This window comes from Euzebyella saccharophila, from assembly GCF_014855495.1.
Taxonomy (GTDB): domain Bacteria; phylum Bacteroidota; class Bacteroidia; order Flavobacteriales; family Flavobacteriaceae; genus Euzebyella; species Euzebyella saccharophila.
On sequence record NZ_JACYFJ010000002.1, the window covers coordinates 667,423 to 687,642 of the forward strand.

Sequence of the window (20,220 nt, forward strand, 5' to 3'; positions counted from 1 at the left end):
AAATTTGATTTAGGTCATGTGCTGAAGGGGAATAGTCTGGTCAACTATTCCCCTTTTTTTGGCACAATTGATTTTTATTGTAGGGTATAAGTAAAACTTACCTTGGTCTGCTGTGTAGCTCCCTGAATATCCGTCACATTAAAATCTTCAGAAAAAACAAACTCGGTATTATCGGAATTGAACTCCAGCAGTAGGTTCTGAACATTGCACGACCCAACCAGGCTTAAAGTAGAACCGGCCAATTGCCATGTACCTGCTAAATCTACCGTTCTTTCACAATTGGAAGCTTTTAATCCCTGCTTAAAGCTATAAGCTCTTGAGCTGCTAAAAGTATAGGCACCATCTCTTTGGCAATCCGAATATTGGGCAAAAATATCCGTATCAGGATTGTCCTCGTTATCATCGGTCAAATCAATTTCCTTATCGGCTACAATAGCCGTTAATACCCATTCTCCCACCATTTTCTCTTCTGCGCTTGCCAAGGCACCCACATAGTCCTCCGGGCATTCTACCTCATTATCCGTTGTACAGGCAATAAAAATTAGCAAGACACTGCCCAAGGTCACATAATTTAAAAATAATCTTTTCATAGAAGTGTTTAAGTTTTAAGTTCTACAAAAAGATGAAGTCCTTTAAAAAAGGTTGCCTCTGAAATGAATTTTTATTTATTGGCCTACCACGAAATTTACCATGTTTTTAAAGAATATGCACTGTTCCAAAATTCATATTCCAGACGGCTGGCGGTAATAAAAGCCTCTGTCATAGCCTGTTGTTGTTTTTCAGTACTTTGCCGGGCAATGTTATCGGTAATATCAATAGCCCTTTGAGTGAGTTCGCCAAATTCTTCCCCCGCATAGGTATCTATCCATTTTTGATAGGGGTTATTTCCCGATTGTTGATTTTGATAAATGTAATCACCCACCTTTTTGTAAATCCAGAAACAAGGCAATACGGCTGCCATGGCCACTTCTATTCCATCAAGAGCCGCAGTGCTTTTTAGGAAATGTCCATAATGGTGACAAGTAGGTTCAATTTGCCCTTTATCCTTTAACTGAAAGCTTTCAAAATACGATTCGTGCAAAGCTTTTTCAACAACTATGGCCCCTTCTGCAAAACGGATATACGCCAAGGAATCCTCTACATTTTCTACACGGGCACCAATAATCGCCAAGGCCCTACCAAATTGGTCGAGATAAAAAGCATCTTGAACCATGTAATATTGAAACTTTTCAAGTGGTAAGGTTCCCGCCATTAGTTCTTTGATAAAGGACATGCTCTCAATACGCGCATATATACCCTCTATTCTGCTCCACGCTCCACTACTCCAGTTCATTCTTTATTAGTTTTATAGGATTAAAAAAATGGTTCAAAGGTCCATTGCCCTTGCCTATCAATACATCTTTTCCGTTGTAAATAGCTTGGTGCACATAATCCTGAGCATGTTGCACCGCTTCTACTAAACTCATTCCCCGAGCCAAATAGCTGGCAATAGCCGAAGAAAGGCTACACCCAGAACCATGGGTATTTTTGGTATCGAACTTTTCATGATGAAATTCATGAACCTTCCCTTCCACATCAAAATATAAGGAAGTTAGCTCCTTTGATTTTAGATGTCCTCCCTTCAATAAAAGGGACGTAGCCCCCAATTTTTGTATCAATTTACCCGCTTGGTACATTTCCGCTACGGTTTCAATGTTCATATCGGCCAAAATAGCGGCTTCGTCCAAATTTGGAGTAATGACATCCGCCAAGGGAATCAATTGAGACTTGATGGTTTCAATGGTCTCTTCCTCAATAAGCTTATGACCACTGGTTGCGACCATCACCGGGTCAAACACCACGGGTACTTTGGGCGATTTCTTCAAAGCCTTATTGATAATCCTAACCAAGGCACTGGTATGTACCATTCCAATTTTAATGGCATCAGGATAAATATCCTCGAAAATAGCATCTATTTGGTCTTCAATGGCAGAATCCGGAATGGTATAAATATTCTTAACACCTTGGGTATTCTGCACTGGAAGTGCCGTTAAAACCGATGTGGAATAACAACCTAATGCCGAAGTTGTTTTTATATCCGCTTGTATGCCTGCACCGCCGCTTCCATCAAAACCGGCAATGGTAAGTACGGAAGGATAGGTATATTCTTTCATTGTTCTCTTTTTTAGGTGAATGAAGCCTTCAAATGAACCCAGCCCTAAAGGTCATTAAATAGCCCTTTCAATTTCATTTCTGAGTTCAGCCGCCGCTCTCTGTGGGTCCTGGGCTTGGCAAATGGCCGATACCACTGCGATACAGTCCGCGCCGGCCTTTATAACCTCAAAGGTATTGTCCTTTTTCATACTCCCGATGGCTACTAAGGGTTTCGATGTCAGGGACCTGATTTTGGCAATCCCCTCTAAACCCCATTCCGTAACCGTATCTGTTTTGGTAGGGGTAGCAAAAACCGGACTAACGCCAAAATAATCGGATACTTCTGCTTCCGGAGAATTCAATTGCTCCAAATACTCGATGGAATATCCCAAACAATGTGGCGTATTCCATTTTTTTCTTATTTCCGAAGGTGGCAGATCACTATTGCCCACATGCATTCCATAGGCTCCCACTTGCTTTGCGACTTCCAGATTGTCATTGATGATCAGAGGTACCTGATGTGAATCCAATACCTCCTTTAAAGCGTTTGCTTTCTGAAGAAATTCCTTGGTAGAGCGATTTTTTTCTCGTAATTGCACCACATCCACACCTCCGCGTACGGCACTTTCGGCTACCTCGACCAAAGGCCTTCCGGCACAATTTTCTTCTGAAATAACAAGATAAAGACGGTATGGAAAAGGATTATCCATTACTTTTCCGAAATTTTTAAAGTGCTAATAAATTCAGCTTCCGTAAGGGTGTGTAGCTTGTCCAACAAATGCATTTGCAAACTTCCGGGACCGTCAGATTGTTTTTCGGCCAATTCACCTGCTACGCCCATCAGCGCCATGGCAGCCGCTACCGCTTCATTCTTATCTTCCACCACCGCAATAAAAGCACCTATCAGTGCCGATGCCGAGCAACCCATTCCGGTTACCTTGGCCATGAGGGCATGCCCGTTGGAAAGATAGATTTCCCTTTCACCGTTCACCACAATATCGGTTTCTCCAGAAATACAGACCACGGACCCATATTCCCTGTTCAGGCTTTTGGCAGCCGAAAGTGCTTCATTGCTTTGCGCAGTACTATCCACTCCCTTGGTTGTTTCCGTATTTTGTTTGGCAAGTGCCAATATCTCCGAAGCATTGCCGCGAATAACCGTTGGGCGATATTCCAGCAGTTGCGATAGGGTTTCATTTCTATAACTGGTAGCCCCTGCTCCTACGGGGTCCAAAACGGTAGGTTTTCCTAATTCGCCTGCCTTTTTTATGGCCAAAAGCATTGACTTTACTTTGTATTTATCCAACGTTCCAATGTTAAGAACAATGGCTTGGCAAATAGTCGCCATCTCATCAATCTCCGGATGGGCATGTGCCATAATGGGCAAAGCTCCCGCTGCCAGAAGCGCATTGGCCGTATTGTTCATCACTACATAATTGGTAATATTCTGTACCAACGGGGAAGTCTGCCTTACTTTTTCTATATGTTGCCAAAGTTTTTTTTGCATAAATGTGCTTTTAAAAATGAATGGCGATAGAAGTTCTCCTTTGGAGGATAAAGAAGGTAAAATGTGTCTGCTAACTTTTCCCTACGTTGGTGTAAGCCAAATCAGGTTCAAAGGGACTGTCTCAATTCTTAAAAGAATACCCCTAAAGCCAATACAAAAGTAGCGTTAATTAAGTAGACCAAAAAGTATATTAAATTATCTAATTGATATAACAAAATTAGGAAATAAAGGTATTTTAGTATCAAAATTATTACTTGAAGCCCCTACCTTTTAAAATACCAAAACCGAAAAACGAGACGCTGGTCTTTCAAATTGACCGGGAGCAAGTATTTTATGACCAGTTTCACCAGCATGCCGAAATTCAATTAAGCCAGATAAGAAAGGGGGCCGGCTCCCTTTTGGTGGGCGACACCTTGAATGAGTACAAGCAAGGAGATATTTTGCTCATTGGTAGCTTGGTACCCCATGTTTTTAAAAGTGACTCCCATAGCACTGAAGAATCGCTTATGTACACCCTCTTTTTTGGAAAGGATTCCTTTGGTAAAACCTTCTTTGAGCTACCTGATTTGGCAGATGTACAACCTATTTTTGAGAAAGCGAATTATGGAATTAAACTAATCACCCACACAGAAGAGGCAAGCCAGCTTTTTGACCAATTACCTAATCAGGCCAAAATAGCGCAACTAGGCACTTTATTTCAGCTTTTGCATATTTTCAATATCGGCAAAACAGAACCGCTTTCCAGTTTTGTATATGATAAAAGGTATTCTGATATAGAGGGAAAACGCATGGGAACGGTAATGCAGTACGTGATGGACCACTATCAAGAGCCTATTTCATTGGACCTCATATCTGAAAAAGCGCACATGAGTAAAAATGCCTTTTGCCGTTATTTTAAAAAACGTACCAACAAAACATTCTTTCAGTTTCTCATTGAAATTAGAGTTGAAAATGCCTGCAAACAATTGGTGAACCACCCTGAAAAATCCATTTCTGAAATTGGATTGGATTGTGGATTTTTCAATATTTCCAATTTTAACCGACAGTTTAAAGGTTTAAAAGGAGATACGCCCTCCATTTACAGAAACAAATTCCGCTCCATTTAATTCAGTTTAATTGCCGTATTGCTTATCCAAAAATTGGTAACGTGCATCGTTCTGGGCTTCAACAACCTTGCTTTCTACGTCAATGACCATAACTGGGGGTGTAACATCATTTGCTTTAGCATTAGGCCATTCCGGGAGCTCTTGTCCATTTGGGTTTCCGGAAATAATGAAATTGGCGAAATAGTTTTGCATGGTTTCGGATACCTTAAAATCTTCTGCCGTCCAAGCATAATCATCTACCAAGTGCAAATTCCCCATGCAGTATTCAATTTCGCAGGCGTGCGGTGCTCCAATAGGTTCCTGCTGCTTAGGGGAGTCTTCCGTACTCTCTACCGTTCCTCCTGCCAAACCGGATATTAAATTGGTATTTTTTAATGGAGGCCTTAATTTGCTGTATAAATAGCGATAAACAGGCTGTTGGCTGTTTTTTCTATGAAGGTCGAACCATTTCCAAGTGCTATATACAATAAACCGGTCCGAAGCTAAATCGGTCGCAGCGTACTCAACTTCTCTGGCTGTTGCCGCAGGGTAGAGCTCCAACACCTCTTTGTACGTTTTGGGATATGCCTCTTTAACTTTGGCCTTAAAATTTTCGGGAGTGTAAGGACCTTGGGTAAAGGCCATCCCAGGAATTTCAGCCGAATTCCAACCCAACAAAAGGGGAACTTGTGCCTGTTTTTGTTCCTCAAATATTTCAGGAAGGGATTTGGGTAAAAAATAACCGTCAATTACCATAGGAAAACCAAAACGACCGGACTCATTGTACATTTCATAAATATCCCTAGTGCTTAATTTCCGTAAATCAGCTATACTTTCAACACCCGCTTTTTGTAAAAAATCGTTTCCTTCTTGTTCCGCTTCGGCTAAGGGAACCGGTGCCAAAGTGGGATGAATGGCTGCCCCACTCTCTCCAATAGCCCCAGCAATCAAATCTTTGCTCAAGGGCGATGCCATCTGGGCACTTACTCCAATGGACCCTGCGGATTCTCCTGCAATGGTCACTTTTTGGGGATCACCCCCAAAGGCCGCAATATTTTTCTGCACCCATTGAAGTGCGGCATGCTGATCTAACATACCGTAATTACCAGAAGCCTTGTAAGGTGCTTCTGCGCTAAGCTGGGAATGGGCTAAAAAGCCAAAAATATTCAATCGGTAATTGGTGGTAACCACCACCATTCCTTTTTTGGCCATACTTTCCCCATCATATCTGGGCTCGGAGGCATCTCCTGCAACATTTCCGCCACCATAAAAATAAACCAACACAGGGAGGTCTTTGGTGTTTCTTTTAGCGGGTGTCCACACATTTAAATAGAGACAATCCTCACTAACTCCATTGGACCGGGATTTCATATCGCCAAAAACCATGGTCTGCATGGGTCTAGGACCAAATTGTTTTGTTTGCTTAACACCCTCCCAATTATCTAAAGGCTGTGGGGCTTTCCAACGTAGTTCACCTACAGGAGGTTTTGCAAAGGGTACACCAAAATAGGTTTGAATACCGGTATGGGTATTGTAATTACCTTCTATTAGTCCATTTTCAACCTTTGTTTGAACGGAAAATGAATTTGTTTCTTGGGAACTCACAGGTACAATGATGGCGAAAAGGGCCAAACTAAGAATAACGTAATTTTTCATATGCCTTTCTATTATTGTCTCAATATGTTACAATAATACTTTGTTTTTAGCAAAATTTACATTTCATTTGAAAAAAACTGATAATTGGCGCAACCACTACCGGGAATTAAGGAATATCTGCCCCACTTGGCCTATGATCTGGTCATCTTTGGATTTAACGGCAAGCAGCTCAAGATTTTACTCTTGGAATATCAGAATACAGATTACAAAGCACTGCCCGGAGGATTTATACGAAGAGAAGAGGATTTAGATGCGGCCGTAAAAAGAGGTCTGAAAGAAAGAACCGGACTAGATCATATTTTTTTAGAACAGTTCTACACCTTTGGCAACCTTCAACGTTCCCGACCGGATATAATGAAAAAAATAATAGAGGCAAATGGCATTAGTATTTCAGGCAATCATTGGATGCTAGACCGTTTTATGTCCATTGCGTACTACGCCCTCATAAATTTTGATGAAGTGAATCCGCAGCCGGATGCACTTTCCAAGTCCATAAATTGGTATACTATTGATGATTTACCTACCTTGATGATGGATCATAAAGAGATAGCCATAAAGGCCTTGGAAGTACTAAAGCTGAACTTGGACAAAAAACTCATAGGAATGAATCTTTTACCTCAAAAGTTCACCATGAAAGCGCTTCAAACGGTTTACGAAACTATTTTAGGTGAAAAGTTAAGAAGAACTACTTTCCAACGAAAAATGCTTGGTAAGGACATCCTCGTGAGACATGAAAAACTATTTACAGGCGGGGCCCATAAGGCTCCCTTTCTATACAGCTTTAAATAAGAAATTTGACCAACCGATTATCAACTTTAATTACTAAAATGAAGTTATACATAAAACTACTATACGGCATACTACTGTTTTCCAGCGTACTTGCTCATGGGCAATCAAATATAGACCATCTACAGACGGAATATCTTACGACACCAATGGGCCTGGATGTAAAACAACCTCATTTCAGTTGGCAAATGATTCCTAAAGTTGGAGTATATGGGCAGCAACAGACTGCATACAGAGTGCTGGTCATGGACGAACACGGCAAATTTGTTTGGGACTCCGGAAAGGTATTGGATAGCCGGTCTGTAGGTATCGCTTATGAGGGAGAAAACTTGGAGCCTAGAACAAAGTACGACTTTACAGTTACAGTTTGGGACGAGAAAGGAGAGAGTACTGCCAATTCCTCCTGGTTTGAAACAGGCATGCTAAACGGGAGTAGGAATGCTTGGCAAGGAGCCCAATGGATAGGCGGCGGTGATGAAGACTTGGTATTTTATTCACATTATTTATCGGTTTTCAGGTTTGAATATGATGTGCAGTTAGAGAAGAAAAGTACGAAGGCGAGTTTTCTAATGGGAGGTAATGACCGCAGGCTGATGAACAAAAACTTGAACATTCAAGGAGTAGCGAGCCAAAAGGACGAAAATTATTTGGAGTTTGAATTGGATATTACTTCAGTTGACGGAACTGAGCAAGGTAAGGCAAAAATAAACGTGTATCGTGTTGGTTATGCCCCAGATGATTCTAAAAACCAAGCTTTTAGAAGTTTTGACATTCCCTTGACCCTTATCAACAATGAGAACAAGTACGATAAACATACCATTTATTCGGAATGTGTGTTTGGTTTCTTTCAATTGTGGATAGATGGTACGGAAGAGACAAATTTGGTTTCCACAAATGACGATACGTTCCCTCCTCCACGGGGCAAAATTGGGTTCAACGTAAATCCCGTTGGTCGTGGTAATGACTACATAAGCTATCCTATGGTGGCGGATATTGGTTTCCATTTGAAAAAGAATCAACATGCCACCTTTTCCAACATCCGCATTAAAAATTATAGAAAACCTTCCAATACCTTATTTGAAACGGGTATTATCCAATCAGAAATAGAGAGTGGTATTTTTAAAAAGATACTTCAAGAAAATAAGAGCGTATCGGCTACGGACAAAGGCTACTCCATTAAATCTAAAAACGAGCCGGTTTTGATGCTTGCAGACCCCAGCCAAAATGCCGCTCCCATGCTGCGAACCGAATTCTCCAGTGAAAATAAAATCATTTCCAAAGCCCGGCTTTATGTTACTTCAAGAGGGATTTACGAGGTATACCTAAATGGGCAAAGAGTGAGCAACGATTACTTTACACCTGGTCTCACCCAATACAATAAGACCCATATGTACCAAACCTATGACGTAACCCCACATATTAGAAAAGGAGAGGCAAACGCCCTAGGTGCATGGCTTGGTGAAGGCTGGTGGAGTGGGAACATTACCTATGTTGGGGAAAATTGGAACTTTTTTGGAGACCGTTCTTCGCTATTGGCGCAATTGGTCATTAGCTATGCAGATGGAACCCAACAAACCATAAGTTCGAACGATAAAGATTGGAAACTGTTTACCGAGGGACCTATTAAAATTGGTAGTTTTTTTCAAGGAGAAGTATATGATGCCAGATTGGAAGATAAAATCGTTGATTGGACCCAGAGCAATTACGATGACTCCAACTGGAAAAAAGCCTTGGAAGTTCCACTTGAAAACAATGTCTTTACAGGAGACAATCTAAGTTTTGACCAAATGCAATTATATGGTCAAATAGGGCCTAATCCAAGTTTGGTAAAGACTTTGACAGCCAAAAGTGTAAAAGAAATAAGGCCTGGCGTATTCGTGTATGACATGGGTCAGAACATGGTGGGCGTTCCAGAAATAGAACTTCCCCAAGGTGTTAAGGGAGACACCATAACCCTTAGATACAGTGAAGTAACGTACCCTGACCTTAAGGAATACGAGCCAAATGTAGGTATGGTTATGCTAGAAAACATACGGGCTGCCCTTACACAAGACCTCTATATTAGAAAAGGTGGTATGGAAACTATTCAGCCCCATTTCACCTTCCACGGTTTTCGGTTTTTGGAGATATCCGGTATAGAGGCTCCCCTCCCCCTGAATTCCGTAAAAGGATTGGTAATCAGCTCTATAGATGAGCTTGCATCGGAATACAAGACTTCCAACGAGCTGGTCAATAAACTTTGGGAAAATATCACCTGGTCCCTTCGCGGTAATTTTCTCTCCATACCCACAGATACGCCTGCTAGAAATGAGCGTATGGGCTGGAGCGGGGATATCAATGTTTTTTCAAAGGCCTCCACATTTTTGGCCCATGCAGAACCGTTTTTAAGAAGGCATTTGATGGCCATGCGTGATATACAAAGGGAAGATGGAAGGTTTACAGATGTAGCGCCTGTGGGCGGTGGATTTGGAGGAACCCTTTGGGGAAGTGCCGGAATGGTTATCCCTTGGGAACTGTACCAGCAATACGGAGACCTTCAGGTTTTAAAGGAGCATTACGGTGCAATGAAAGACTACCTACATTTTTTGAATGGTAAAATAGACCCGGATACGGGTGTTCTAAATGAAGGTCCTTTAGGGGATTGGTTAAGCCCAGAGGGCTATAAGAACGACGATACGCTCCTGTGGGCCACCTATCATTTATACGGTTTGGAAATACTATCCCAAAGCGCTCGGTTGTTGGGAAAAACCCAGGACGCCCAAGAGTTTGAACAGCAATACAAAAAACGAAAACAATTTTTGAACAACACTTATTTTGATGAGCAAAACGGAAAAACCCTTCACCTTGGGAATCAAAGTTTACGTTTTGGCCCTCCCCTTCCGGAAAATATGTTGAAGAAAAAGGGAGATTATGTAGATACCCAAGCATCCTATGCCATACCCCTTCATTTAGAAGTCTTGACCAAAGTAAATAAGGAAAAAGCCATTGACAATTTGGTCGCAAGTATACAACGGGAAAACATGGATGAATTGGGAGTTGATAGACCTGAATATTCCTTAATGACAGGCTTCATAGGAACCGCTTCGCTTAATCACGCCCTCTCCAATCATGGAGAACACGAAACGGCCTATCGATTATTACAGCAAACCTCCTACCCTTCTTGGTTATACTCCGTTAAAAATGGGGCTACCACGATTTGGGAACGCCTGAATTCCTATACCGTAGAAAATGGCTTTAGCGGTAATAACAGTATGAATTCCTTTAACCATTATTCCTTTGGTGCGGTGGCCGCTTGGATGTACAATTATTCTTTGGGCATACAGCGAAATCCAGAACATCCGGGATTCAAAAAATTTGTTTTGCAACCTGTTCCGGACCCCACAGCTGAAATGATATGGGCAAAGGGTTTTTATGACTCGGTTTACGGCAAGATAAAAAGTGAATGGCGTTTATTGGATGAAGGATGGGAATATAATGCTACAGTTCCACCAAATACCGAAGCAACTTTACTACTGCCAGTAGATTCAGTAAAAAAAGTTTTGGTAAACGGGAAAAAAGTGGGCAAATCACCAAATATACAAGTACTAACATCAGAAGTAAATGAGGTAAGACTATCATTGACATCCGGAGTTTATCAAATTCAAATAAAATAATAATACAAATCTCAAACACTAAAACTATCAACATGAAAAAAACTATTGGGAAACAATTTATAGCTTTATTTATAGGAGCTGCTCTCTTTTCCTGTAAAGAACAACCAAAGAAAACAGATGAACCCACTACCAATGAGACTGTTGAAGAAGTTTCCAAAGATCAATTTGGAGGCTTGGCCCTTTATACGGTAAGAAATGAAATGGGCGAGGATGCCAAAAAGACCCTAAAAGCCGTGGCAGATGCAGGATATAAGAATATTGAGGCTGCCGGATATGAAGATGGAAAGTTCTATGGTATGTCGCCCGAAGATTTCAAAGCCTATTTAACCGAAATATCCCTAACCCCCGTAAGTACCCATCAAGGTTCTGTTACCATGGAAAATGCCGAGCAGATGATGGCAGATGTAAAAGCGGCAGGCTTTGAATATTTTGTAATTCCCGTACCACCTATGGGCACATTTACATTTGATCCAGAAACACGTACCATGGGAATGACCTCCACACCCAAAGAATTATCAGATGTGGTGAACGAATTAGGACAAAAAGCGAATGCTGCAGGACTCCAACTTTTGTACCATAACCATGACTTTGAGTTTATGGAAGATGAGAACGGAGTGGTGCCTATTGATTATCTATTGGAAAATAGCGACCCAAAATACGTCAACTTTCAGATGGACCTCTATTGGGTAACCAAAGCCGGAGCGGACCCGCTCGCCTATTTTGAAAAGTATCCCGGGAGGTTTAAAATATGGCACGTAAAAGATATGGATGATCAAGGTAGGTTTGCCCCTGTTGGTCAGGGAGGAATCGATTTTAAAAGAATATTAGATCAAAAAGAAAAATCCGGCATGGAATATTATATGGTAGAACAAGACATGACATTTGATGGACTTGAACCCCTTGAAGCCATTAAAATAAGCCATGAGGGAATAAAGGAAATAGGGTTCGAATAAAATGTGATTATGAAATTTTTTGCTACATCTGCACTGGTTTGCGGTTTAACCCTATTGACCGCATGTTCTGGACCTAAATTTACGGAAGAGAACAAGGGTAATTTTTATTTGGTAAAGAACCAGGAAGGAGAAACCTTGGGATACGACCCTAATTCTGGTGTTAAAATATTGACCATAGATGGCTATGCCTTTAAGGATTTAAACCAGAATGGCACGCTAGATATTTATGAGGACTGGCGCATATCGGCCTCCGAAAGGGCAAAAGACCTTGCTTCAAAAATGAGTATAGAGCAAATTGCAGGACTTATGCTCTATTCTGCACACCAATCAATTCCGGCAAGACCTGATGGATATTTTGCAGGTACTTATGATGGCAAATCCTACGAAGAAGGGGTCACGGACCCCACCTTATTGACCGATCAGCAAAAGAAATTCTTGAAAGAGGACAATTTGCGCCATGTGTTGGTTACCACCGTTCAAAGCCCTGAAGTAGCTGCCAAATGGAACAATCACATGCAAGCTTTTTGTGAAGGGGTAGGTCTTGGGATTCCCGCTAATAATAGCTCTGACCCTAGACACGGAACGGTAGCAAAGGCGGAATTTGATGCCGCTGCGGGAGGAGAAATTTCCATGTGGCCCAGTTCTCTGGGTATGGCCGCAACCTTTGATCCTACCTTAGTAGAAAATTTTGGTAAAATTGCTTCCCAAGAATACAGAGCTCTAGGAATCACCACTGCGCTTTCCCCACAAGTGGATATCGCTACAGAACCAAGGTGGATGCGCTTTAGCGGAACTTTTGGTGAAAGCCCCAAATTATCTGCGGCTATGGCAAAGGCGTATGCCGATGGTTTCCAAACCTCAACGGGGAGTCAGGAAATTACTAATAATTGGGGCTACCATAGTGTCAACGCCATGGTAAAACATTGGCCTGGAGGAGGTTCTGGAGAAGCCGGAAGGGATGCCCATTACGGTATTGGTAAATTTGCGGTATATCCAGGAAACAATTTTGATGAACATATGGTTCCTTTTCTTGAAGGTGCATTTAAACTTGATGGAGGTACGGAGATGGCTTCTGCCGTAATGCCCTATTACACCATTTCTTGGAACCAAGACACCAAGAACGGCGAAAATGTAGGCAACGCCTATAATGAATACATCATAAAAGACCTGCTTAGAACCAAGTACGGTTACGATGGAGTCCTTTGTACCGATTGGGGTATTACGGGCGACCATAAGGTGATGGATAGCTTTATTGATGGAAAACCCTGGGGCATAGAGGATTTATCGATAGCTGAAAGACATTATCGTGTAATTAAAGTTGGGGTTGATCAATTTGGAGGAAATAACGATGCCGGTCCTATTTTGGAGGCCTATCAAATGGGCGTGGCAGAAATGGGTGAAGATGCCATGACAGCACGTATGGAAGAATCTGCTGTACGCCTTTTGAAGAATATTTTCAGGGTAGGTCTTTTTGAAAATCCCTACGTAGATCCTGAAAAATCTAAAACACTAGTGGGCAAACCAGAATTCATGAAAGAAGGCTTTCAGGCGCAATTGAATTCCATTGTAATGCTGAAAAATACCGATGCCGTTCTTCCTTTAAAAGACATGCCAACGGTTTACATTCCCAAAAGATTTATAGCGGCCAGTAGAAATTTTTTAGGAATGCCCATTCCCGAAAGAAATGATTATCCCGTTAACATAGAGCTGGCCAAGAAATATTTTAAGGTAACCGATAATGCCCAAGAAGCGGATTTTGCCCTGGTCTTTATTGAAAACCCATCTTCTGGAATTGGTTATAGCAAAGAGGAAGTAGAAAAAGGCAACAATGGTTATTTGCCCATTAGTTTGCAGTACGGCCCTTACACAGCGGTAGATGCCAGGGAAGAAAGCATTGCAGGAGGAGACCCTATGGAAGATTTTACCAATCGCAGCTATAAGAACAAATCTATCGTTAGTAATAACGTTACAGATGCACAATTGGTCGAGGAAACCAAAAAGTTTATGGGAGACAAGCCTGTAATAGTAACCGTGAACACGACCAATCCGTTCGTATTTTCTGAAATAGAGCCGCATGCCTCGGGAATATTGGTACACTTTGGTACACAGGACCAAGCCCTGTACGAGGTAATTTCAGGAAAGCATGAACCATCTGCCCTTTTACCCATGCAAATGCCTAAAAATATGAGCGTAGTTGAAAAACAAGCTGAGGATGTTCCTTTTGATATGGAACCCTATCAAGATGCCAATGGTAATTTATATGACTTTGCCTTTGGTCTCAACTGGAATGGGACCATTTCCGACGGGCGGGTAACCGATTTTAAATAAGATACTTTCTTTAGTATTTAAAAAAGGGGCTGTCAATACGGCCCCTTACTCATTTTTTCACAAATCCCTACGGATATCTTTACTCTACAATAAGTGGAAAAGTTTGTGCAAAGTCGGTTTCGCCCCCAGCTCCACTCAAGGTACCATCATTTGGTTTTGTTGGCTCATGCCTCAAGGTAATGGCCAAAGTTGCATCACCAGCATCGCCCGTAGTCAAAATAAACTCAAGTCCCACTGGGTTTCCGCCCGCATCTACATCATCATAATCCACGGTTGCTATGCTTCCGGTAGATACAAAAACAAACTGATGGTCAAGTCCTTCTTCCTCTACTTCTTCGGTAATATCTTCAGCAGGAGATTCGGTCTCATTCAATAATTCAATCTCTCCTTCATAAGTAGTATTGGCTGCTAAATTTCCTGAAACGGTAATTACCGGGGCATCCGGTCCATCTCCATCCAAATCTTGGGACTGTAAGGTAATGGTAGCTCCTTGCTGAGGAGATAAAGTAACTTTCATGGTCGTAATAACCTCCTCTTCATTAATTTCCTCCGGTCCGGCATCGTCATCATCGGAACAAGAAGTAACTAGTATGGCTGCTGTAGCCACTAACGATAAAAATTTAATTGTTTTCATAGACATAGTTTTAATAGTTAAATTTTATTTGTAAGGTGATATTCCTACCCAAATCATCTGCGAAGTATCGCTGTCTGTTCAGGTAATCTCTAAATGAAGTATTCAATAGATTATGTATGGATAGGGAGGTTGTCAATTTTGTGCCATTATGAAATGGAAACTCCAGTTTTGAAGTAAATGCCATTACGTGGTAGGCTTCCGGAGCGGAATTGATAGCCACCTCCACCTCCTGTTGTTGCTCTGGGGAAAAGACGGCAATGTTACCGGGCACTTCATTTTGTTGAAATACGTACTGACTTTCCAACGATGTTTCAAAAGATTTCCAAGTGGGTTTACTAAAAACGAGCTTATTCCTGAAATTAGCAGGAGGCATATAAATCAAAGGGGCATCCGTTACCCTATCCTTACCCTTAACAATTGAAAATTGATGTTCAGTGGACCATTGGTCCGTCCAATTGGAAAAGGCCATCACATCCACCCCGAGTAGCCTGGCATCTGTTTGATTGTACTCCCAAACAGGAAATGCCCCCCGATTGGTGTATTCTGCACCGGTGGGTTCTAAGAAAATAAAGTCTTTTATAAAGTTTGCGTAGGGTTCCACCGTCCAACCCCAATCAGCATAATCATTTTCCAAAGAGGCGGAAATTTTATGGGAGGTTTCACTTTTCATACGCAAATCACCCAATTCTATACGCGCAGCGGAATGGTGGAGACCATCGCTAAAAAGCTCCGAAGGATTAGGGGCCCTTTGGGCTAGAGTGTAATTAAAGCGAATATTCCCGTTCTGGGCTACAGCGTATTTGCCCCCTACCGTTGCCGTCACATTGTGAAAGTCAAAAACGGGATTTACAAGATATTGGCTTCCGGTATCCCTGATGATCAAATCTTGAAATTCCGTATCGTAGCCACGCTCCGTCCAACGGGTCTTCTGGAAAAACTTTTGTGCTTCTACATTTGTGAAATCATAGCGAACTCCTGCGTCCAAGAATAAGGCGTCATTTACCCTATACTCTCCTAGTAAGAAGCTGCCTATATCCCATTTTTGGTAATCAGGTATCAACCTGCGCACTTCAGTTTCAGGGTTTGGAAAATTTTCCTGATATCTACCTAATAGGCCGAATTGAAGGTGGAATTGCTCTTTGGCATCCCATTTAAAATCCGTAGAAAAGGTATGTGTGGTCAATAACAGGTCTATTGAAGCTTGATTATTGGCTTCTCCCCTTCGTATGTCATATTCAAAACGCCTATTTCGTTGAAAGTCATATTGTGCCGTCCATTTTCCGACACCTTCAAAACGATTGTAATACTTTAGTTTGGCCAAATGATGAGTTACTTTTTGACGTGGGTTTTCAAGGTCATATGTAAAGGGTTCTATGGTCTGGGGCTCACCACTATTGATTGCCCTGATCAAATCATCCACATTTCCAATATGGCTTGCCCTTAGCACCGCAAGTTCAGTATTAAAAAAAGAATAGCGTACGTCCCAGCCTGAAGTGAACAGGTGTTTGCCCAACTGCACCGAAGCCGCGGCCTCCTTCACCCCGGTATTGCTCAACAAATAATCCGGAGTTTTATGGTCCCCTAATCTTTTAAAGGAACCTTGGCCTTTAACAAACCAACCATTTTTATAGGATTTTGTCAATTCCGATGTTAAGTTCCCACCTCTTCCGTTGGTTGACCCGGTGAGCATGGTCTTCCCATAAAGGCTGTCTATCTGGGGAATACGACCGGGGCCTACCACAATGGTGCCCCCAATAGCATCTCCACCGTATTGTAAGGCTGCCGCCCCCTTAACAACGGATACGGAACCTGCAGCGTTTACATCTATATTGGGCGCATGTTCATCTCCCCATTCCATGTCCTGCATTCTAACCCCATCGTTCATAATTAAAACACGGCTCCCATTTAGCCCATGAATGGCAGGTTTTACAATATTCGCCCCCGTATTCAGGGAGGAAACCCCAGTTATTTCTTTAAGGGCATCGCCAATGGTACCCGCACTATAGATTTCCAGTTCTTCTAAATGCAGCGTTTCTTCCAAGGCAGAGTTGGTTTGTTCCGCAATGCTGTTTCCTACCACCTTAACCTCATCCAATTCCTCTAAATGATGCTCTAATTTAATGTCGTAAACCTGGTTTCCTTCAATGGTCAAAGGAATGATGAGCGTGGGACATTCTGGGTGAAAAACTTCCAGTTCTATATATCCGGCACATAAGCCATTGAGTCTATATGACCCATTCAAGTTAGAAAGAACGGCCTTTTTACTACCTATAACAGATACGGTAGCGCCAATAAGTGCATCTTTGCTATGGTAATCCATAACGGTACCGCTCAGGGAATAGGAACAATCTTGTGCTGTAACCATCAAGGGGATAAACCCAAACAAGATGATTGAAATTAGGGTCTTCAAAAACATGAATAGAGAAATCATTTTCACCCAATTAAGGGCTCAAAAAAAAGAATTTTTGGGGCTTTTAGATTAAAAAGCCCGGCGGAGGTCTTAAGAACAATCCTGCTTTGGAAGTAATACGGGGAAAAAGGTCTGCCTGTTTTAAATTAGGTTTGTTGAAGTTTTGAATAATAGACGCATTCACAAAATTTTCAAACTCCGTTATCGTACATTCTGCCAATTGATTTTCAACCGCTTGAATGCACCAAGAACAATTTTCTACGGAAGTAGTATCCTCGTCATGGGTAAAAACATGAAAAGCCGAAATTTTGACCATTACCACGCAGGTAAGGACTACAAAGCCAGCTATTTTCAAAATTTTTCCCATACGGCCACAAACTTAGTCATTTTAGGTTTCCACTCCCTGTTAATGGAATCATAATTGCCAAAAGGCCTATTCCATTGAACAATTATTGATTTTTTTACAAAAATTCAATGTTAATGGAGGGTAATCAAAATTCCGGGGAGGTTTTATTCGTAAGAGCTTTATGTATAGTAATTTGTTATATAATTGAAATAGGATAACTAGATGCCTCTTATTTCAATAGGCACCATAAAATAAAAACCCATGTTCTCACATGGGTTTTAATACAGTAAAATGATGTGCCATAGCATAGCCAAAAATAAATCTAAATTTACCTTGCTTAGGGGTCGATTTTTATTGGTTTATGTCGTATAATCATCTTACCTAAAATTAAGCTGCCTTAGTACTATTTAATACAGCCATTATATCTTCAAACTTCTCTTTGGAAAGAGGTTTTTCTAAAAATTCGATTACATTGGCAAATTCAACCGCCTTTAAACGGTCATCCGGTCTAGAGGAGGATGTTAAGATAACCACTTTTGTTGTAGGACAAAGGTTCTTGGTTCTCATTTCTTCCAGCAATTCAAAACCATCCATAATTGGCATATTTAAATCCAGAAAGATAAGTGATGGCGAGTTGTTCTTTAAATAATTACTTGCCTCTAATCCGTTAAGACATGTGTCTACATTATCATAACCTATTTTGTTCAATAGCAATTTGGCTAAGAATAGGGTTACCTCATCATCTTCTACTAATAAAATGCTCATATTTTTGTCGTTTATAGTTGGGACTGTATTTTCCATTATAGATAAATTTTAAATTCTGTTCCTTTATTAAGCTCTGTTTTCACTTTTACCTTGCCTCCTCTAGATTGGGCAATAGATTTTACAATATAAAGTCCAACACCTTGCCCCTCTACGTGCGTATGCATTCTTTTAAAGAGCCCGAATACCTTATCCGTACCAAAATCATCTTTGAAGCCAATACCATTGTCTTTTACCGTAAGAAGAACCTTTCCCTTTTTAATCTTTGTGGTAATCTTTATTATCGGATTCCTATCTGGGTGCCTGTACTTTATGGCGTTCATAATCATATTCTGAAGAATGCTATGCAACTGCAACCTGTCTATGTAGATTGTTGGACATTTTTCAAAATCGAAAAGAATTAGACAATTGCTCCTTGAAATGGAGATAGACAATTCACTTTTAATTTCCTCCAATGTTTTATAAAAGCATAATTCTTCCGGTTGTTTTCCCAAGTTGGATTTTAGGGAAATTACTTGGTTTAGGGCATTCAACCTCCTATTCATAAGACCGGAGACCTCCTCTAACTTCTGAAAGATCGGGTGTCCTTCCAAATTCAGTTTATCATCTTCTTTAAGTAAGTGTAATAAGGCTCCAAAGTTGGTCATGGGTGCCTTTAAGTCATGTGCAGCCACATATGAAAATTCTTCTAATTCCTCATTTCTAATGGTAATATTTTTATTCGCTTTCTTAAGTGCATTCTCGGTTTTTCTAAGGTCTTCAATTGTTTTAAAAAGTTCTGTGGTGTCCTGGGCCGCAATACCTAGCCCCTCTTCCAGCCTAAAAACCCTTAAGGTAACTGTATAGGTCTTAGTTTTAGTTTTTATCTTTAGACCATCTATATTTATAGGAATACCGGTTTTCAATACTTTTCTATAAGCAGACTCACGAACTTCCTTGTGACGGGTAGGAAAAGCAGAAAATGTATTTTTTCCAACCACATCTTCTCTTTTGGCCTGTAATAGGATCAAACCAATTTGGTTGATGTCTTTAACTACAAGATTGTCATCCAATATTAAAAAAGGAGTGTGTGCAATGTCAAAAAAATCTCCTCTCTGGCATTTTGCCATTTCCTGAGATGTCATTTTGCGAGGGTCGCGCACCAGTTGATGTTCATACTCTGTAACAATTGTATTAGGTACCATAAGCAAGGTTTAAATGTTAATTTGTCGCTAATTTATACCCAGATATATATGAAGGGGGGCAAAACAGGTTAAAGAAGGAGTTGCTGTGGATGGATAAATAATAACAATCGATGAACGGTTAATTTTAACATCGAAAAAAAGCACACCCTAAAGTGCAATCAACCTAAATATTAGCACTTTATCGACCAAATGCATTCCTCACTTTTTGGCAAAAAAAGAAGGGCTTGCGCCCTTCCATTAACTAGTTACATACGATATGAGATTACTGATTGTCCTTCCAATCTTCGTATTGGTCCCACTGGCTCTCCAGCAGGATATTTTCTAACTGCCTTTCCCTTTCATCTTCTATAGTTCCTAGCATATCGCCATTGGCACTATTTCTTTTTTTGGTCTCAAACTGCTTTAAGGCACTTTCCAAAGTTGATATTTGATCACTTGTCATATTTAATGCACTATAAAGTGCGCTATAATCAAAAGAATCAGTCATGTTTGTAGTGGCGCTTCCGGTATTTATGTTAGCGTTACCCCCTGTTGTACCACTAGTGGTTTGCATGGCGTTGGAAGTTTGCTCTGTTGACTCTTCAGCCGAAGTATCTTCTTCAGTTTGCATAGAGCTTGATGTTTCTTGTGTTGCTTGGGCCTCACTATTCTCCGAAGCTGTGGTTGTTTCGCTTGTGCTGCTAGTTGCTTTAGTAGAGCCACAGGAAGAAATTAATCCTATAGAAGCTAGAGCAAGAATTACGGTATACTTTTTCATTTTCTGTGTTTTAAGATTACTTATTG

The 20,220-nt window shown here is 41.0% G+C and carries 17 protein-coding genes and 1 riboswitch; of the genes, 5 read left to right on the forward strand and 12 right to left on the reverse strand.

Annotation, left to right across the window (positions count from 1 at the left end):
• Window positions 1-74 precede the first annotated feature (74 nt).
• From IL355_RS09440 to thiM, 5 genes are all read right to left on the reverse strand, one after another.
• Window positions 75-590 carry a DUF5004 domain-containing protein gene (locus IL355_RS09440; RefSeq protein ID WP_192461911.1) on the reverse strand — a complete coding sequence of 172 codons (516 nt, stop codon included), beginning with the start codon at window positions 588-590 and terminating at the stop codon, window positions 75-77.
• Window positions 591-685: 95 nt separating this feature from the next.
• Entirely contained in the window at window positions 686-1,333 is a 648-nt protein-coding gene (tenA, locus tag IL355_RS09445) for a thiaminase II (RefSeq protein ID WP_192461912.1), read from the reverse strand.
• Complete coding sequence (gene thiD / locus IL355_RS09450) at window positions 1,320-2,153, reverse strand: bifunctional hydroxymethylpyrimidine kinase/phosphomethylpyrimidine kinase (RefSeq protein ID WP_192461913.1); 834 nt, start codon at window positions 2,151-2,153, stop codon at window positions 1,320-1,322. The genes tenA and thiD overlap by 14 nt, the downstream gene beginning before the upstream one ends.
• A gap of 54 nt (window positions 2,154-2,207) precedes the next feature.
• The gene (gene thiE, locus IL355_RS09455; protein WP_192461914.1) at window positions 2,208-2,843 is read right to left on the reverse strand and encodes a thiamine phosphate synthase; all 636 of its coding nucleotides are present in this window, start codon (window positions 2,841-2,843) and stop codon (window positions 2,208-2,210) included.
• Complete coding sequence (thiM, locus tag IL355_RS09460; protein ID WP_192461915.1) at window positions 2,843-3,640, reverse strand: hydroxyethylthiazole kinase; 798 nt, start codon at window positions 3,638-3,640, stop codon at window positions 2,843-2,845. Before thiM ends, thiE begins: the two co-directional genes overlap by 1 nt.
• A 61-nt stretch (window positions 3,641-3,701) precedes the next feature.
• Window positions 3,702-3,794, reverse strand: a riboswitch (TPP riboswitch).
• A 100-nt stretch (window positions 3,795-3,894) separates the two neighbouring features.
• On the opposite strand from thiM, the gene IL355_RS09465 reads away from it, so the two are divergent.
• Window positions 3,895-4,746: an AraC family transcriptional regulator gene (locus IL355_RS09465; protein WP_192461916.1), complete on the forward strand. Its 852-nt coding sequence runs from the start codon at window positions 3,895-3,897 to the stop codon at window positions 4,744-4,746.
• A gap of 6 nt (window positions 4,747-4,752) precedes the next feature.
• Here IL355_RS09465 and IL355_RS09470 read toward each other — a convergent pair whose 3' ends face one another.
• A complete protein-coding gene (locus IL355_RS09470) occupies window positions 4,753-6,381 on the reverse strand; it encodes a carboxylesterase/lipase family protein (protein WP_192461917.1) in 1,629 nt (542 codons plus the stop codon).
• Window positions 6,382-6,465: 84 nt separating this feature from the next.
• Here IL355_RS09470 and IL355_RS09475 point away from each other — a divergent pair, with 84 nt between their 5' ends.
• From IL355_RS09475 to IL355_RS09490, 4 genes are read left to right on the forward strand one after another with little or no spacing between them, the layout of a single operon-like run.
• Window positions 6,466-7,170, forward strand: a complete 705-nt coding sequence (locus IL355_RS09475; protein ID WP_192461918.1) for an NUDIX hydrolase — start codon at window positions 6,466-6,468, stop codon at window positions 7,168-7,170.
• Between the two features lie 38 nt (window positions 7,171-7,208).
• A complete protein-coding gene (locus tag IL355_RS09480) occupies window positions 7,209-10,820 on the forward strand; it encodes an alpha-L-rhamnosidase (protein WP_192461919.1) in 3,612 nt (1,203 codons plus the stop codon).
• A gap of 32 nt (window positions 10,821-10,852) precedes the next feature.
• Complete coding sequence (locus IL355_RS09485) at window positions 10,853-11,773, forward strand: sugar phosphate isomerase/epimerase family protein (RefSeq protein WP_192461920.1); 921 nt, start codon at window positions 10,853-10,855, stop codon at window positions 11,771-11,773.
• Window positions 11,774-11,782: 9 nt separating this feature from the next.
• Window positions 11,783-14,101, forward strand: a complete 2,319-nt coding sequence (locus IL355_RS09490) for a glycoside hydrolase family 3 protein (RefSeq protein ID WP_192461921.1) — start codon at window positions 11,783-11,785, stop codon at window positions 14,099-14,101.
• A gap of 79 nt (window positions 14,102-14,180) precedes the next feature.
• On the opposite strand, the gene IL355_RS09495 is transcribed toward IL355_RS09490, so the two are convergent.
• The 6 genes from IL355_RS09495 to IL355_RS09520 all read right to left on the reverse strand — a co-directional run bounded on the left by IL355_RS09495 (window position 14,181) and on the right by IL355_RS09520 (window position 20,194).
• Window positions 14,181-14,735 carry a type 1 periplasmic binding fold superfamily protein gene (locus IL355_RS09495; RefSeq protein WP_192461922.1) on the reverse strand — a complete coding sequence of 185 codons (555 nt, stop codon included), beginning with the start codon at window positions 14,733-14,735 and terminating at the stop codon, window positions 14,181-14,183.
• Between the two features lie 10 nt (window positions 14,736-14,745).
• Entirely contained in the window at window positions 14,746-17,100 is a 2,355-nt protein-coding gene (locus IL355_RS09500) for a TonB-dependent receptor (protein WP_225621166.1), read from the reverse strand.
• Window positions 17,101-17,209: 109 nt separating this feature from the next.
• Window positions 17,210-17,512, reverse strand: coding sequence for a hypothetical protein (locus IL355_RS09505; protein ID WP_192461923.1), 303 nt, complete (start codon window positions 17,510-17,512; stop codon window positions 17,210-17,212).
• A gap of 366 nt (window positions 17,513-17,878) precedes the next feature.
• Window positions 17,879-18,292, reverse strand: a complete 414-nt coding sequence (locus IL355_RS09510) for a response regulator (RefSeq protein WP_225621167.1) — start codon at window positions 18,290-18,292, stop codon at window positions 17,879-17,881.
• Window positions 18,292-19,437: a sensor histidine kinase gene (locus IL355_RS09515; protein ID WP_192461924.1), complete on the reverse strand. Its 1,146-nt coding sequence runs from the start codon at window positions 19,435-19,437 to the stop codon at window positions 18,292-18,294. The genes IL355_RS09510 and IL355_RS09515 overlap by 1 nt, the downstream gene beginning before the upstream one ends.
• Before the next feature lie 262 nt (window positions 19,438-19,699).
• Window positions 19,700-20,194 (reverse strand): hypothetical protein, encoded by a 495-nt coding sequence (locus IL355_RS09520; RefSeq protein ID WP_192461925.1) that lies wholly within the window; start codon window positions 20,192-20,194, stop codon window positions 19,700-19,702.
• Window positions 20,195-20,220: the final 26 nt, after the last annotated feature.

Bases quoted from the DNA above. Each gene is read 5' to 3' on its own strand.
- IL355_RS09470 (WP_192461917.1), bottom strand. From the start codon at position 6,381: ATGAAAAATTACGTTATTCTTAGTTTGGCCCTTTTCGCCATCATTGTA.
- IL355_RS09510 (WP_225621167.1), bottom strand. From the start codon at position 18,292: ATGGAAAATACAGTCCCAACTATAAACGACAAAAATATGAGCATTTTA.
- IL355_RS09495 (WP_192461922.1), bottom strand. From the start codon at position 14,735: ATGAAAACAATTAAATTTTTATCGTTAGTGGCTACAGCAGCCATACTA.
- thiD (WP_192461913.1), bottom strand. From the start codon at position 2,153: ATGAAAGAATATACCTATCCTTCCGTACTTACCATTGCCGGTTTTGAT.
- IL355_RS09485 (WP_192461920.1), top strand. From the start codon at position 10,853: ATGAAAAAAACTATTGGGAAACAATTTATAGCTTTATTTATAGGAGCT.
- IL355_RS09480 (WP_192461919.1), top strand. From the start codon at position 7,209: ATGAAGTTATACATAAAACTACTATACGGCATACTACTGTTTTCCAGC.
- IL355_RS09520 (WP_192461925.1), bottom strand. From the start codon at position 20,194: ATGAAAAAGTATACCGTAATTCTTGCTCTAGCTTCTATAGGATTAATT.
- thiM (WP_192461915.1), bottom strand. From the start codon at position 3,640: ATGCAAAAAAAACTTTGGCAACATATAGAAAAAGTAAGGCAGACTTCC.
- IL355_RS09515 (WP_192461924.1), bottom strand. From the start codon at position 19,437: ATGGTACCTAATACAATTGTTACAGAGTATGAACATCAACTGGTGCGC.
- thiE (WP_192461914.1), bottom strand. From the start codon at position 2,843: ATGGATAATCCTTTTCCATACCGTCTTTATCTTGTTATTTCAGAAGAA.
- tenA (WP_192461912.1), bottom strand. From the start codon at position 1,333: ATGAACTGGAGTAGTGGAGCGTGGAGCAGAATAGAGGGTATATATGCG.
- IL355_RS09505 (WP_192461923.1), bottom strand. From the start codon at position 17,512: ATGGGAAAAATTTTGAAAATAGCTGGCTTTGTAGTCCTTACCTGCGTG.
- IL355_RS09490 (WP_192461921.1), top strand. From the start codon at position 11,783: ATGAAATTTTTTGCTACATCTGCACTGGTTTGCGGTTTAACCCTATTG.
- IL355_RS09440 (WP_192461911.1), bottom strand. From the start codon at position 590: ATGAAAAGATTATTTTTAAATTATGTGACCTTGGGCAGTGTCTTGCTA.
- IL355_RS09500 (WP_225621166.1), bottom strand. From the start codon at position 17,100: ATGGTTACAGCACAAGATTGTTCCTATTCCCTGAGCGGTACCGTTATG.